The organism is Ensifer sp. LC384, assembly GCF_001695865.1.
Taxonomy (GTDB): Bacteria; Pseudomonadota; Alphaproteobacteria; order Rhizobiales; family Rhizobiaceae; genus Ensifer.
On the sequence record NZ_MBST01000004.1, the window covers coordinates 138,912 to 153,289 of the forward strand.

At 61.7% G+C, this 14,378-nt stretch carries 16 protein-coding genes; 14 read left to right on the forward strand and 2 right to left on the reverse strand.

Annotation, left to right across the window (positions count from 1 at the left end):
- The first annotated feature begins 130 nt into the window (after window positions 1-130).
- The 14 genes from trpS to trmB all read left to right on the forward strand — a co-directional run bounded on the left by trpS (window position 131) and on the right by trmB (window position 13,454).
- Window positions 131-1,195 (forward strand): tryptophan--tRNA ligase, encoded by a 1,065-nt coding sequence (gene trpS / locus BC363_RS05900; protein WP_065783275.1) that lies wholly within the window; start codon window positions 131-133, stop codon window positions 1,193-1,195.
- 52 nt (window positions 1,196-1,247) lie between these two features.
- Entirely contained in the window at window positions 1,248-1,739 is a 492-nt protein-coding gene (locus BC363_RS05905; protein WP_065783276.1) for a universal stress protein, read from the forward strand.
- Window positions 1,740-1,844: 105 nt separating this feature from the next.
- On the forward strand, window positions 1,845-2,411 hold the full coding sequence (locus tag BC363_RS05910) for a NifU family protein (protein ID WP_065783277.1): 567 nt from the start codon (window positions 1,845-1,847) through the stop codon (window positions 2,409-2,411).
- Between the two features lie 122 nt (window positions 2,412-2,533).
- On the forward strand, window positions 2,534-3,193 hold the full coding sequence (tsaB, locus tag BC363_RS05915; RefSeq protein ID WP_065783339.1) for a tRNA (adenosine(37)-N6)-threonylcarbamoyltransferase complex dimerization subunit type 1 TsaB: 660 nt from the start codon (window positions 2,534-2,536) through the stop codon (window positions 3,191-3,193).
- A gap of 6 nt (window positions 3,194-3,199) precedes the next feature.
- The gene (locus BC363_RS05920; RefSeq protein ID WP_065783278.1) at window positions 3,200-3,697 is read left to right on the forward strand and encodes an N-acetyltransferase; all 498 of its coding nucleotides are present in this window, start codon (window positions 3,200-3,202) and stop codon (window positions 3,695-3,697) included.
- Window positions 3,698-3,790: 93 nt separating this feature from the next.
- The gene (locus tag BC363_RS05925) at window positions 3,791-4,582 is read left to right on the forward strand and encodes a lysophospholipid acyltransferase family protein (RefSeq protein ID WP_065783279.1); all 792 of its coding nucleotides are present in this window, start codon (window positions 3,791-3,793) and stop codon (window positions 4,580-4,582) included.
- 71 nt (window positions 4,583-4,653) lie between these two features.
- On the forward strand, window positions 4,654-6,051 hold the full coding sequence (gene miaB / locus BC363_RS05930; RefSeq protein WP_065783280.1) for a tRNA (N6-isopentenyl adenosine(37)-C2)-methylthiotransferase MiaB: 1,398 nt from the start codon (window positions 4,654-4,656) through the stop codon (window positions 6,049-6,051).
- A gap of 26 nt (window positions 6,052-6,077) precedes the next feature.
- Window positions 6,078-7,133: a PhoH family protein gene (locus tag BC363_RS05935; RefSeq protein WP_065783281.1), complete on the forward strand. Its 1,056-nt coding sequence runs from the start codon at window positions 6,078-6,080 to the stop codon at window positions 7,131-7,133.
- An 18-nt stretch (window positions 7,134-7,151) separates the two neighbouring features.
- Window positions 7,152-7,658, forward strand: coding sequence for an rRNA maturation RNase YbeY (ybeY, locus tag BC363_RS05940; protein ID WP_065783282.1), 507 nt, complete (start codon window positions 7,152-7,154; stop codon window positions 7,656-7,658).
- 11 nt (window positions 7,659-7,669) lie between these two features.
- A complete protein-coding gene (locus tag BC363_RS05945) occupies window positions 7,670-8,833 on the forward strand; it encodes a hemolysin family protein (RefSeq protein WP_065783283.1) in 1,164 nt (387 codons plus the stop codon).
- 230 nt (window positions 8,834-9,063) lie between these two features.
- Entirely contained in the window at window positions 9,064-10,659 is a 1,596-nt protein-coding gene (gene lnt, locus BC363_RS05950; RefSeq protein WP_065783284.1) for an apolipoprotein N-acyltransferase, read from the forward strand.
- 146 nt (window positions 10,660-10,805) lie between these two features.
- Complete coding sequence (locus tag BC363_RS05955) at window positions 10,806-11,222, forward strand: helix-turn-helix transcriptional regulator (RefSeq protein WP_065783285.1); 417 nt, start codon at window positions 10,806-10,808, stop codon at window positions 11,220-11,222.
- A 197-nt stretch (window positions 11,223-11,419) separates the two neighbouring features.
- A complete protein-coding gene (metK, locus tag BC363_RS05960; protein WP_065783286.1) occupies window positions 11,420-12,658 on the forward strand; it encodes a methionine adenosyltransferase in 1,239 nt (412 codons plus the stop codon).
- 97 nt (window positions 12,659-12,755) lie between these two features.
- Window positions 12,756-13,454: a tRNA (guanosine(46)-N7)-methyltransferase TrmB gene (gene trmB / locus BC363_RS05965; RefSeq protein ID WP_065783287.1), complete on the forward strand. Its 699-nt coding sequence runs from the start codon at window positions 12,756-12,758 to the stop codon at window positions 13,452-13,454.
- A gap of 118 nt (window positions 13,455-13,572) precedes the next feature.
- Here trmB and BC363_RS05970 read toward each other — a convergent pair whose 3' ends face one another.
- Both BC363_RS05970 and BC363_RS05975 read right to left on the reverse strand, forming a co-directional pair.
- Window positions 13,573-13,830 (reverse strand): DUF1150 family protein, encoded by a 258-nt coding sequence (locus BC363_RS05970; RefSeq protein ID WP_065783288.1) that lies wholly within the window; start codon window positions 13,828-13,830, stop codon window positions 13,573-13,575.
- A 47-nt stretch (window positions 13,831-13,877) separates the two neighbouring features.
- Window positions 13,878-14,309, reverse strand: coding sequence for an Hsp20 family protein (locus BC363_RS05975; protein WP_053248867.1), 432 nt, complete (start codon window positions 14,307-14,309; stop codon window positions 13,878-13,880).
- Window positions 14,310-14,378: the final 69 nt, after the last annotated feature.

A 14,378-nucleotide genomic window follows, 5' to 3' on the forward strand; every position in this document is an offset into this window, starting at 1 on the left:
ACAGCGCCGCGCGTCCTGTCGGACGCGCCAAGGTCGCTGTCACTTTGAATGGCTGCATGTTTTTATCCTTAAGTCGGTCCCGATTTAAGGAAACATGCAGTAGGCCCTCCACCAGCCTATTGAGGACGACATGAACGAATTCAAGCCGCTCGTATTTTCCGGCGTTCAGCCGACGGGCAACCTCCATCTTGGCAATTATCTCGGCGCGATCCGCAAGTTCGTGGCTCTGCAGGAAAACAACGATTGCATCTATTGCGTCGTCGACCTGCATTCGCTCACCGCGCAGCTCGTGCACGAGGACCTGAAGGGGCAGATCCGCTCGATCGCCGCCGCCTTCATCGCGTCCGGCATCGATCCGGAAAAGCATATCGTCTTCAACCAGTCGGCCGTGCCGCAGCATGCGGAACTCGCCTGGATCTTCAACTGCGTCGCCCGCATCGGCTGGATGAACCGGATGACCCAGTTCAAGGACAAGGCCGGCAAGGACCGCGAGAACGCCTCGCTGGGCCTGCTTGCCTATCCGAGTCTGATGGCCGCCGACATCCTCGTCTATCGCGCCACCCATGTTCCGGTCGGCGACGATCAGAAGCAGCATCTCGAATTGACGCGTGACATCGCCCAGAAGTTCAACATCGACTTCATGGAGCACATCCGTCGTGGTGGATACGGCGTCGATATGGTCGTCGGCGAAGAGCCGATCCATGCCTATTTCCCGCCGGTGGAGCCGCTGATCGGTGGCGCAACGCCGCGCGTCATGTCGCTGCGTGATGGCACCAAGAAGATGTCGAAGTCCGATCCGTCGGATCTTTCGCGCATCAACCTGATGGATGACGCCGAGACGATCTCGAAGAAGATCCGCAAGGCCAAGACCGACCCGGATGCGCTTCCGAGCGAACTCGACGGCCTCAAGGGACGCCCCGAGGCGGAAAACCTCGTCGGCATCTATGCAGCACTTTCCGACAAGACCAAGGAAGCGGTGCTGGGCGAATTCGGTGGCCAGCAGTTCTCGGTGTTCAAGCCGGCGCTGGTGGACCTGGCGGTCGAAGTTCTGTCGCCGATCACCGGCGAAATGCGCCGCCTGATGGGCGACACGGCTCACATCGACGCGATCCTTCGCAACGGCGGCGAGCGTGCCCGGGCGCGTGCGGAAAAGACGATGGCCGAGGTTCGCGAAATCATCGGGTTTCTGCAGTAAAAGGCGAAAATGAGACCTTGCGGCGGTTTATCTGGAATGTAATGTTCGCCGTATGGTCTCGACCCGACTCTCACGACTTGAAGGTCACCGCCGCAAATTCATGGCGGTGATCGACGATACCCCGGAATGCGGCCGCGCTGTTCACTATGCTGGCATGCGCGCCAAGAATTCCAATGGCGGTCTCGTCCTGCTCTATGTCATCGCCGACGGCGACTTCCAGCAATGGCTGGGGGTCGAGGAAATCATGCGTGCCGAAGCGCGCGAAGAGGCGGAAGCGACGCTTGCCAAGGTGGCGCAATCCGTCCGCGAGCGCATCGGGATTGAACCCGAAATCGTCATCCGCGAAGGGGCTGCAACCGAGCAGATCCATTTGGCGATCGAAGAGGATCGCGACATCGCCATCCTGGTTCTGGCCGCAGGGTCGGCAAAGGAAGGTCCCGGTCCGCTGGTCTCATCGATCGCCGGCAAGGCGGCCGCCTTCCCGATCCCCGTTACGGTCATCCCGGACCTCCTGACCGACGAGGAAATCGACGCGCTCAGCTGAGCTGCGTCTCTTTGCGCCCTTGCGAGGGCGGAACGAAGCCCTTATATTCTTTTGAATTATTCTAAAAAGCCGGTCGAGAGCCTTCCCGGCAAGACGGAGAGAGACATGTTCATCCAGACCGAAGCCACGCCGAACCCGGCCACGCTCAAGTTCCTGCCGGGCAAGGTGGTTCTGGAAAACGGCACTGCCGAGTTCCGTGACGAAGAAGAAGCGCGCGCCGGTTCGCCGCTTGCTGCCCGCCTGTTCTCGATCCCCGGTGTCAGCGGCGTCTACTTCGGCTACGACTTCATCACCGTCAGCAAGGAAGGGCAGGAGTGGCAGCACCTGAAGCCCGCGATCCTCGGCTCGATCATGGAGCACTTCATGTCCGGCGCGCCGATCATGGCCGGAGCCGGCCGTGCCGAGCAGCTGGATCAGCAAGACGAATTCTTCGAGCCGGGCGACGAGACTATTGTCGCTACCATCAAGGAACTGCTCGAAACCCGGGTTCGACCGGCCGTGGCGCAGGACGGCGGCGATATCACCTTCCGCGGCTTCAAGGACGGCACCGTGTTCCTGAACATGAAGGGTGCCTGCTCGGGCTGCCCGTCGTCGACGGCGACCCTGAAGCATGGCGTGCAGAACCTGCTGCGGCATTTCGTTCCCGAAGTAGAAGCCGTCGAAGCCGTCTGATATCGCGATGGCGAGCGGCTGCGCCTTTCGGAGGTTGCAGCCGATCTCTTGGCTGAGTAAGCGTAACCGCGAAGCCGATCCGGCCTCGCGGGATGATGCGTCTGGAAATCGCTGCAACTGAAATGATCGTACTTGCCATCGACACATCAGGGTCCGGCTGTTCCGCTGCCATTTATGACAGCGGTTCGATGTCCATTCTCGGACAGTCCGGAGCCGATATCGGCCGCGGCCACGCCGAACGGCTGATGGAGTTCGTTGACGAGGCGCTCGAAGCCGCCGATCGCCCGCTTGGCGATATCGATCGCATCGCCGTGACCATTGGTCCGGGATCGTTCACCGGCATCCGTGTCGGGGTCGCGACCGCGCGCGGCTTGGCGCTTGCGCTCGGCAAGCCCACGGTCGGTGTTTCCTCGCTTCACGTTATTGCGGAGGAAGCCCGCGCCGCGGCACCGGGCAAATCGGTGCTGGTCGCAATCGACGCCAAGCGCGACGAGGTTTACGTCCAGGCATTCGACGCAGCAGGCCATCCCGTCACCGAGCCGGAGGCGCTGTCGGTCACGGCCGCCCGCGACCGGTTTGCCGGCTTCGAGGGGTGCATCGCCGGTTCGGGCGCTGGGTTCGTCACCGCGGCAACGCCGGTCAGGACTTCCGATCTCGCCGATATCGCCGTTGTCGCGCGGCTTGGCGCCGTCGCAGATCCAGCCTCGGCCAAGCCGAAGCCGCTATATCTTCGAGGGCCCGATGCCAAGCCGCAAGCGGGCTTTGCCGTTGCCCGAGCATAGACACCGATGAGCTTCACCGACTACTTCACGCGCCGCACCGAATTCGACATCTTCCCGCTTGAAGAGCCGGATCTCATCGCTGCCGCCGCTCTCCATCGCCAGCGTTTTGCGGCCCCCTGGAGCGATGGCGAAATCCACGCGCTTCTCGTCCAGGAAACGGTGTTCGGTTTTGTCGCTCGCCAGACCAACGGATCGTTTCGGCCTGCCCTTGGCGGCTTCGTGCTGTCGCGTGCCGTGGCCGGCGAGGCCGAAATCCTGACGATCGGCGTCGATCCGCGTTATGCCCGTTCCGGCCTCGGCTGGCGGCTGATGCAGGCCGCGATGCGCGAAGCGTCGGTCAAGGGATCGGACACGCTTTTCCTCGAAGTGGACGAGACCAATCAGGCTGCAATCGGGCTTTACCGCAAGCTCGGCTTCCTCAAGGTCGGCGAACGCCGTGCCTATTACCAGGACAAGGCAGGACAGCGCACTGCCGCGCTTGTCATGCGGCTCGATCTTCGCTAGTTCGAACCGGATTGGTTTGGCACGCCCCGGATGAGCCGGACCCTCGCGCAACCATGCGGAGTGGCGGGTGACCGGCGCAGGAAATCCTTTTCGATGATCAATTGGCTGCGGATCGCATTGTTCGCGTTGGTGCTGGCGCTGGCCTCGCTCGTGCTGATGCCGATCCAGATTGTCTGCCTTTGGCTGGATCTGAAGCCGCGGCGCCTGTTGCCGCGCTACTGGCACCACATGGCCTGCTACCTGCTCGGCATCAAGGTGCGCGTCCATGGCATGGCGGAACGCCGCCGACCGCTGCTTCTGTGCGCCAATCACGCGTCGTGGAAAGATATCCTGGTATTGTCTTCGGTCGCCGACGTCGTCTTCGTCGCCAAGTCCGAGGTCAAGGAATGGCCGGTCTTCGGCATTCTGGCGCGGTTGCAGGCGTCGATCTTCGTTGTGCGCGAGCAGAAGCGCGCGACGGGAAAGCAGGTCAGCGAAATCGGTCAGCGGCTCGCCGACGGCGAGATCGTCGTGCTCTTTCCGGAAGGCACGACCTCGGACGGCAACCGCCTGCTCGAGATCAAGACGTCGCTGTTCGGCGCAGCCGCGTCTGCCGTGCCGCATTCGCCGACGGGCATGGTTCACGTCCAGCCGGTCGCGATCTCCTATACGGGTATCCACGGAATGCCGATGGGACGCTTCAACCGGCCGATCGCCGCCTGGCCGGGCGATACCGGCCTGGCGCCGCATCTGCTCGGCATCCTGCGGGAAGGCGCGATCGAGGTCGATGTCGATTTCGGCGAGGCCGTTGATTACGACCACCATACCAACCGCAAGGAAGTCAGCCGCGTGATCGAGCAGCGCATTCGTTCGATGCTGTCGGACCGCCTGCGCGGACGGGCCTGACGCTGTCGGCGCGTGAAAGCCAACAGGCGAAAATACTTCAACTTTGGGCCGCTTTGCACTAAAGAACCGGCATGACCCAGGAAACAGCTCTTCTGACGACGCCCGCAACGGGCGACGAACGCACGCCGGCCCGCAAGGTTTTCGTAAAAACCTATGGCTGTCAGATGAATGTCTACGATTCCGACCGCATGTCGGATGCGTTGACGCGTGACGGCTATGTCTCGACGGATGTGCTGGAAGATGCCGATTTCGTCTTGCTCAACACCTGTCATATCCGCGAAAAGGCGGCAGAGAAGGTCTATTCCGAGCTTGGCCGGCTGCGCGATCTGAAGAAGGCGAAGGCGCTCGAGGGCCGCGAGATGGTGATCGGCGTCGCCGGCTGCGTTGCCCAGGCGGAGGGCAACGAGATCCTGCGCCGCGCGCCGGCCGTCGACCTCGTCATCGGACCGACCACCTATCACCGGCTGCCGGAAGCCCTGAAGCGCGCGCGCAACGGCGAGCGCGTCGTCCAGACCGACTACGCCGTCGAGGACAAGTTCGAGCATCTGCCGGCACCCGACAAGGCCAGGACCCGTGCGCGCGGCGTCACGGCGTTCCTGACCGTGCAGGAAGGCTGCGACAAGTTCTGCACCTTCTGTGTCGTTCCCTATACGCGCGGATCGGAAGTCTCCCGTCCCGTCGCACAGATCGTTTCGGAAGCGGAGAAGCTGGTCGAGGCCGGCGTGCGCGAGATCACCCTGCTCGGCCAGAACGTCAACGCCTGGCATGGCCTCGGTCCCGACGGCCGCGAATGGGGGCTTGGTGATCTCCTGCAGTGTCTCGGCGACATCGAGGGGTTGGCGCGGCTGCGTTACACCACCAGCCATCCGCGCGACATGGACGACAGCCTCATCGAGGCGCATCGATCGATGCCGAAGCTGATGCCCTATCTGCACCTGCCGGTGCAGGCAGGCTCCGACCGCATCCTCAAGGCGATGAACAGGCGGCATACGGCCGCCGAGTATCTGGTGCTGATCGAGCGCATCCGCGCCGTGCAGCCGGACCTCGCTTTGTCGGGCGATTTCATCGTCGGCTTCCCCGGCGAGACCGACGAAGACTTCGAAGCGACCATAAGGTTGGTCGAGGCCGTGGGTTATGCACAGGCATTTTCGTTCAAATATTCGACCCGTCCGGGCACGCCCGGCGCGGAGCTCGACGATCAGGTTCCCGAGGACGTCAAGGCCAAGCGTCTGGAAAGATTGCAGGCTTTGCTGATTTCGCAGCAGCGCGCCTTTGCCGAATCCTGTGTCGGGCGCGAAATCGACCTGCTTTTGGAGAAGCCGGGCCGCATGCCCGGGCAGCTCGTCGGCCGGTCCCCCTGGCTTCAGCCTGTGAATGTTGATGCAAAAGCATCGCAAATCGGTGACATTATCAAGGTGCGAATCATCAAGGCCGGGCCGAACAGTCTGTTTGCCGAGATGATCGGGTAAGGACCGAAAACAGGAGCCTGAACCGCTTGAACGGACACGAACTGATTTCTTCATCATCGCGCCAGTCGAAAACAACTGCGACAGACGCCAATCACTTCGTGCTCACTTTCGAGAACAACCGGTTCGCCAGCGAACTCTTCGGGCAGTTCGACCAGAATCTGAAGCTCCTTGAGGAGCGGCTCCGGATCGAAGCGCACCCCCGCGGCAATTCCGTTGCGATCTCCGGCGATGTCGTCGCCACCAATCAGGCGCGTCGCGCACTCGATTTTCTATATGGACGGTTGCAGAGCGGCGGAACGATCGATACGTCGGATGTGGAAGGCGCGATCCGCATGGCGGTCGCAGCCGACGACCAACTGCAATTGCCGACCATGGAGCGCAAAGCCAAATTGACGATGGCGCAGATTTCAACGCGCAAGAAGACGATCGTCGCCCGCACGCCGACGCAGGATGCCTATATCCGCGCGCTGGAGCGTGCCGAACTCGTCTTCGGCGTCGGCCCGGCCGGTACCGGCAAGACCTATCTCGCCGTTGCGCATGCGGCACAGCTTCTGGAGCGTGGCGCGGTTGACCGCATCGTGCTCTCCCGTCCGGCCGTCGAAGCCGGCGAACGCCTTGGCTTCCTGCCGGGCGACATGAAGGAGAAGGTCGATCCCTATCTGAGGCCCCTCTACGATGCGCTCTATGACATGATGCCGGGCGACAAGGTCGAGCGCGCCATCACGGCAGGCGTCATCGAAATCGCGCCGCTGGCCTTCATGCGCGGTCGCACGCTCGCCAATGCCGCCGTCATCCTCGACGAGGCCCAGAACACCACATCGATGCAGATGAAGATGTTCCTGACCCGTCTCGGCGAAAACGGCCGGATGATCGTGACGGGTGACCCGAGCCAGGTCGACCTGCCGCGCGGCGTCAAATCCGGGCTGGTCGAAGCCTTGCAGATCCTGCGCGGCGTCGAGGGTGTCTCGGTCGTCCGGTTCAAGGACGTCGACGTCGTGCGCCACCCGATGGTGGCGCGCATCGTCCGGGCCTACGAGGCACAGACGGCCGTGCACGATGAAAGCGAGCAGGGCGACCGCTGATCGGCGGTTGTCGCGATCATGACCGCATTGGATATCCAGATCAGCGTCGAAGAGGGCAATTGGCCCGACGAAGAGACGCTTCTCGCCCTTTCGTCGCCGGTGCTCGAGGCTGCGGCAGCTTTCCTCGTCGCGCAAGAAGGCCAGCCGCTTCCGAAGATGCCGCCCGAAGTGTCCCTGGTTTTCACCGACGATGCTTCCATGCGGTCGATCAATGCCGAGTGGCGCAAGCAGGACAAGCCGACCAACGTTCTGTCCTTCCCGGCCTTTCCCGTGACCCCCGGCAAGATGCCGGGGCCGATGCTTGGCGACATCATCGTGGCGCGCGAGACGCTGGAGCGGGAAGCGCAGGAATTGGAGAAGTCGTTCGACGCGCATCTGACGCATCTTCTCGTGCATGGATTCCTGCATCTTTTCGGTTATGATCATATGGTAGATGATGAAGCCGAAAGAATGGAAAGCCTGGAGACTCGCATTTTGGCGCGTCTTGGCTTATCTGATCCCTACGGGGACCGATCCCCGGATTAACAGTTGGACCAATGAGCGACTTTAAAACACAGCCCGTCGCACTGGCGACCGAGGAGGCCGATGCCTCCGGAGAGGCGGAGGCGGGCAGTAGTAGCACCGCCACTCGACAAGAGGGCACCAAATCCACATCGTCCTTCTGGAGCCGAGCCGCGCGCATTCTGCGCGGCGCAAATCCTTCGAGCTTGCGCGAGGACCTTGCTGACGCGCTGCTGACGGACGCCGACAGCAACACGGCATTTTCCCCCGAAGAACGGGCGATGCTCAACAACATCCTGCGCTTCCGCGAAGTCCGCGTCGAAGACGTGATGGTTCCGCGCGCCGATATCGAGGCGGTCGACCAGAGCATCACCATCGGCGAGCTGATGGTGATCTTCGAGGAGTCCGGCCGCTCGCGCATGCCGGTGTACAACGAAGGCCTCGATGATCCGCGCGGCATGGTCCATATTCGCGACCTGCTCGCCTATGTGACCAAGCAGGCCCGCAACCGCCGCCGCACCGGCAAGGCGCAGGCAGCCAGCGCGTCCACCTCGACTGAGAAGGCCCCAAGGTCGCCGAAGGCGACCTTTGATCTGTCGCGTGTCGATCTCGGCAAGTCGCTGGAGGAAGCGGGCATTATCCGCCAGCTCCTGTTCGTGCCGCCGTCGATGCTCGCCTCGGACCTGATGCAGCGCATGCAGGCCGCCCGCATCCAGATGGCGCTTGTCATCGACGAGTATGGCGGCACGGATGGTCTCGTTTCGCTGGAAGACATCGTCGAGATGGTCGTCGGCGACATCGAGGACGAGCACGACGACGACGAGGTCATGTTCGCCAAGACCTCCGAGGATGTTTTTGTCGCCGATGCCCGTGTTGAACTGGAGGAGATCGCCGCGGCGATCGGCTCCGATTTCGACGTCCGCGAACAGCTTGAGGATGTCGATACGCTCGGCGGACTGATCTTCGCGTCGCTGGGGCGGATCCCGGTCCGGGGCGAGGTGGTGCAGGCGCTGCCTGGCTTCGAGTTCCAGATCCTCGACGCCGATCCTCGACGCGTCAAGCGCGTGCGCATCATGCGCAAGCGTCCGCCGGCGCGTCGCCGCGTGGTGCGCTCCGAAAGCGAACTGGCACAGGAACAGGCGCCCGCCAATCGCGGCAATGGCACCGAGCCGCAGCAGGCGGCGGCCAGCGAGCAATAGGCTTTCCGTGAACCGAATGCTCACTGCATAATTCCTTAAATCGGAATCGATTTAAGGAGAAAATTATGCAGTCAGTTTAAAGTGTTACATCGACCGTTGCGCGTCTAAATAGACGCGCGGCGCTGTAAAGGGGACAAGCAGCCACTTTTTTGGAAGACTGCCGGCAACTGATTCGGTTGTTCTTCCCGCGCGGCGCCCGTGTTCTGCGGCCTGCGCCAACAGGAGGCTGCATGGAAAGACTGGCTGGCAGGACCATGCTTCTGTCGGGCGCGCCCCGGCTGTTTCTCGCATTTGTCGCGGGGCTCCTGGCTGTTCTCACACAGCCGCCGTTCGGCATCTTTGCGGCCGCCTTCCTCTCCTTTCCGATCCTCGTCTGGCTGCTCGACGGCGCAACCGGCCACCCGGACAGCGGCCTGATCCGGCGGCTCTGGCCGGCGATCTCAATCGGCTGGGCGTTCGGCTTCGGCTATTTCCTCGGCGGCCTCTGGTGGCTTGGCAACGCGCTGCTGGTGGAGGCCGACAGCTTCGCCTGGGCGTTGCCGCTTGCCGTTGTCGGGCTTCCGGCGTTCCTGGCCCTGTTCTACGCGCTCGCCGCGCTGATTGCCCGCATCCTCTGGTCGGATGGCGTGGGCCGGATCGCGGCACTGGCGTTGGCCTTTGGCCTCGCCGAATGGCTGCGCTCCGTCATCTTCACCGGGTTTCCTTGGAATGCGATCGGCTATGCGGCGATGCCGATGCCGCTGATGATGCAGTCGGCAAGCGTCGTCAGCCTCGCGACCATCAACATGCTGGCGGTCTTCGTCTTTGCAGCACCCGCCCTGATCGCGACAGGCAAGGGCAGTCGTATTGGTCTCAGCCTTGCCGTCGCTCTTTGTGCGGCACATATCGGCTTCGGCTTTTATCGGCTTGCCATGCCGGCACCCTCCGGGCCGGATCAGCCGCTTGCCGTTCGCCTCGTCCAGCCGGTTATCGATCAGGCAAAGAAGCTCGATGATGGCGAGCGCGGGGCCATCTTCGAGGAGCATCTCGCTTTGACCGCGACGCCAGCCGAAGGCGGAGCCAAGAAGGCCGATATCGTCGTCTGGCCGGAAACCTCGATCCCGTTCATCCTCACCGACAGTCCAGATGCGCTCGCGCGCATTGCCGAAGTGCTCGACGACGGGCAGATCCTCATTGCAGGCGCGGTGCGGGCGGAAGATGCCGGCGCCGGCCTGCCGCCACGCTATTACAACTCGATCTACGTCATCGATGGACGCGGGCAGATCATCGGCGCTGCCGACAAAGTGCACCTCGTTCCTTTCGGCGAGTATCTGCCGTTCGAGGACTTGCTCTCGACCTGGGGGCTGAACTCGGTTGCAGCCGCCATGCCGGGCGGGTTCTCGGCCGCCAAGACGCGTTCCCTGCTGACCTTGCCCGGCGGGCGCACATTCTACCCGCTCATTTGCTACGAGGCGATCTTCCCCGATGAGATCGGGGCTGATGCGCGCATCGCCGATGCACTGCTCAACATCACCAATGATGCCTGGTTTGGCGACACGCCGGGCCCCCGCCAGCACTTCCATCAGGCGCAATTGCGTGCAGTTGAGGGAGGAATACCCCTTATCCGTGCGGCCAATAATGGTATATCAGCAATTGTTGATGCACGTGGGGTTTTAGTGGTAGGATTGGCCTACAATTATAGGGGAGTGGTCGACACAATTCTGCCGGGAAGGATGCCTACGCCCACGGATGAGGTCACACGTAGCCGAATTTTTGGGTTGTGCGCAATTTTCCTCCTGCTGGTTGCAGTCTTCTCGCGCGTTAGTTTTAATATTAGGAAGAATTGACCTAAAACCCCTAAAATTGCATAGTGGTCCGAACCATTGGTTTGTGCTGTGGCGACTCTTTTGCCGTCACCGTTGCGGTTGCAGCGGTGTGCGGTGTCCTCACGCCAGCCGTGGATGAACGAAACAGCGTGTTTAGGAATGCAGATATGATGGAAAATAAGAAGAAGCCGAACCCGATCGACATTCACGTCGGTAGCCGGATTCGCCTTCGCCGCACGATGCTTGGCATGAGCCAGGAAAAACTCGGCGAAAGCCTGGGGATCACCTTCCAGCAGATCCAGAAGTATGAAAAAGGCACGAACCGCGTTGGCGCCAGCCGGTTGCAGAACATTTCCAGCATCCTGAACGTCCCTGTTTCGTTCTTTTTCGAGGATGCTCCCGGCGAAAGCACAGGCGCTTCCGGCCTGGCCGAAGCCTCGAGCTCGAACTACGTCGTCGACTTCCTCTCCTCGTCAGAAGGGCTCCAGCTCAATCGCGCTTTCGTCAAGATCAACGATCCGAAGGTGCGCCGCAAACTCGTTGATCTCGTTAAGGCGCTGGCTGCGGAAGCAGAAAGCGAATAGTCCCAAGACCCACCGGAATTGGAAAACAAAGCGGCCATTTGCGCCGCTTTTTTCTTGCGCGCTGTTTTCCTCTGATATTCGAAGTGATTGGCACTGATGTCGATATAAAGATATATTTATGTCGTTGTTCGCTTGTTTTTCGGTCGCAAAACCACTAACACGATGCCAGCGCTTATCTTCTTGAGGGGAATTCCCGCATGCGTGCAAACTACCTGTTCACGAGTGAATCCGTAGCCGAAGGCCACCCGGACAAAGTGTGTGACCGTATCTCCGACGAGATCGTCGATCTGGTCTATCGCGAAGCTGCCAAGACCGGTGTCGATCCCTGGGGCGTACGCATTGCCTGCGAAACGCTGGCAACGACGAACCGCGTTGTGATCGCCGGTGAAGTCCGCCTGCCGCCGAGCCTTCTGAAGAAGGACAAGGACGGCAACGACGTCATCAACCCCTCGAAGTTCAAGTCTGCCGCACGTAAGGCAATCCGCGACATCGGCTACGAGCAGGACGGTTTCCACTGGAAGACGGCGAAGATCGACGTTCTCCTGCATTTCCAGTCCGCACACATTGCCCAGGGCGTCGACAGCGCGTCCGACAAGCAGGGTGAAGAGGGTGCCGGCGACCAGGGCATCATGTTCGGTTACGCTTGCCGCGAGACCTCGGAGCTGATGCCGGCGCCGCTTTACTATTCGCACCGCATTCTGCATCTGCTCGCCGCAGCCCGCAAGAAGGGCGACGGCGAAGTCGCCAAGCTCGGCCCGGACGCCAAGAGCCAGGTCACCGTGCGCTATGTCGACGGCAAGCCGGCTGAGGTCGTGTCGATCGTTCTGTCCACCCAGCATCTCGACGAGAGCTGGGATTCGGCCAAGGTTCGTGCGGTCGTCGAGCCCTATATCCGCGAAGCTCTCGACGATCTGAAGATCGCCAGCGATTGCACCTGGTACATCAACCCGACCGGCAAGTTCGTCATCGGCGGTCCCGATGGTGACGCCGGCCTGACGGGCCGCAAGATCATCGTCGACACCTATGGTGGCGCAGCTCCGCATGGCGGCGGCGCCTTCTCGGGCAAGGACACGACCAAGGTCGACCGCTCGGCTGCCTACGCGGCCCGTTACCTCGCCAAGAACGTCGTTGCTGCCGGTCTTTCCGACCGTTGCACGATCCAGCTTTCCTACGCCATCGGCGTTGCCCAGCCGCTCTCGGTCTATGTCGACCTGCACGGCACCGGCAAGGTCTCCGAGGACCAGGTGGAAGATGCGATCCGCAAGACGATGGACCTGTCGCCGACCGGCATCCGTCGCCACCTCGACCTCAACAAGCCGATCTACGCCAAGACCGCGGCCTATGGCCACTTTGGTCGCAAGGCCGGCCGTGACGGCTCCTTCTCCTGGGAGAAGCTTGATCTGGTCAAGCCGCTCAAGGAAGCCATCGGGGCTTGACGCTTCGACATTTGCCGGACACAGAACGTCCGGCCGCTAAAGATAAAGGCGGATGCCCCAAAAGGGTGTCCGCCTTACTCGTTGAAGGAAGATTGTCATGACTGAACCGCGCCGCAGCCGCGCCACGGAAGCCTTCTTCGGACGCCGCAAGGGCAAGCCCCTGCGTGAGCGCCAGGCGGCCCATCTCGAAAACATCCTGCCGAAGCTGAAGCTCGATCTCGGTACCGCCGCGCCGCAAGACATGAAGTCGCTCTTTCCCGAGCCAGTCGATCGCATTCGTATGGAAATCGGCTTTGGTGGCGGCGAGCATCTGATCCATCGCGCGGCCGAAGATCCGTCGACCGGTTTCATCGGCGTCGAACCCTTCGTCAATTCGATGGCGAAGCTGGTGGGGCAGATCGAAGAGAAGGGCGTTTCCAACGTTCGTCTCTACAATGACGACGCCACGCAGGTGCTAGATTGGATGCCGGCCGCCTGCGTCGACCAGATCGACCTGCTCTATCCAGACCCCTGGCCGAAACGCAAGCACTGGAAGCGTCGCTTCGTCTCCAGCGTCAATCTCGACCGCTTTGCGCGCGTACTGAAGCCGGGCGGTCTCTTCTGCTTTGCGTCCGATATCGATACCTACGTCAACTGGACGCTGCTGCACTGCCGCGACCATGCCGCCTTCGAATGGACGGCCGGACAGGCGTCGGACTGGTTGACGCCGTTTAAGGGCTGGCCGAGCACGCGCTACGAGGCCAAGGCACGCAGGGAAGGGCGGGGTTCCGCCTATCTTACCTTCCGCCGTGTTTAAGCGGCGGTCTACCGCACAGATTATTCAGGACACTCGAAGCGTTGCTGCCTCCGTTGCGCGTCAGATTTGACGCGCGGCACAGTGGCGTTCCGTCGGCGTCATTCGCCGCGACGGTCGATCAATGCAGGGTGACCGTGCGCAATTCGTCCTCAGCGGCCTTGTAGAAGGTGCTGGAACGGTTGTCGGTCAACAGGATCGGCGTGCCGTCCGCACCGAACAGGGCCCACAGATCAATGCCAGGTCCCATTTCCGGTGCTTCCGGGAAGCAGCGGGAAACCTCTTCCGAGCGCATCTTTCTGATATAGCCGACTTCGCCCTCGCCGAGATGCGCGAGGTCGTTCTTGGACAATGACGAGGTGATGGCTTTCAGTCCCATGGTGGTACTCCGTGGTCGCCGGCCAGGGGAAAATCCCGCCGGTTATCCTACTCTGGGACTGAAATGTTAATTTTCTTTACCATACGCACCGGTTCCGGACGAACGAGATCGACCGAGAGCAGGCCGTTGCGCAATTCCGCGCCGAGGACCTTCATCCCGTCGGCAAGCACGAATGTACGCTGGAACTGCCGGGCGGCTATGCCGCGATGCAGGTAGTCGCGATCGCCGGTGTCGACCTGGCGGCCGCGAATGACGAGCTGGTTTTCCTCGGTCGTCACGTCGAGATCTTCTTCGGAAAAGCCGGCGACGGCGAGCGTGATGCGCAAGCGCTCCGGCGCGTCGACCGAATCGTCCCCGCGAATACGCTCGATATTGTAGGGCGGGTAGCCGTCATTTCCCTTGGCGATGCGCTCAAGGGTCTTTTCCATCGTGTCGAAACCCAGCAGCAGTGGGCTCGTGAAGGGCGTAATTCTGCTCATTCCCAAGTCCTTGTAAGATCAAGCGACCATTCTGTGGACCTGCCAAGCAGCATCCCGCTTTCAATATGG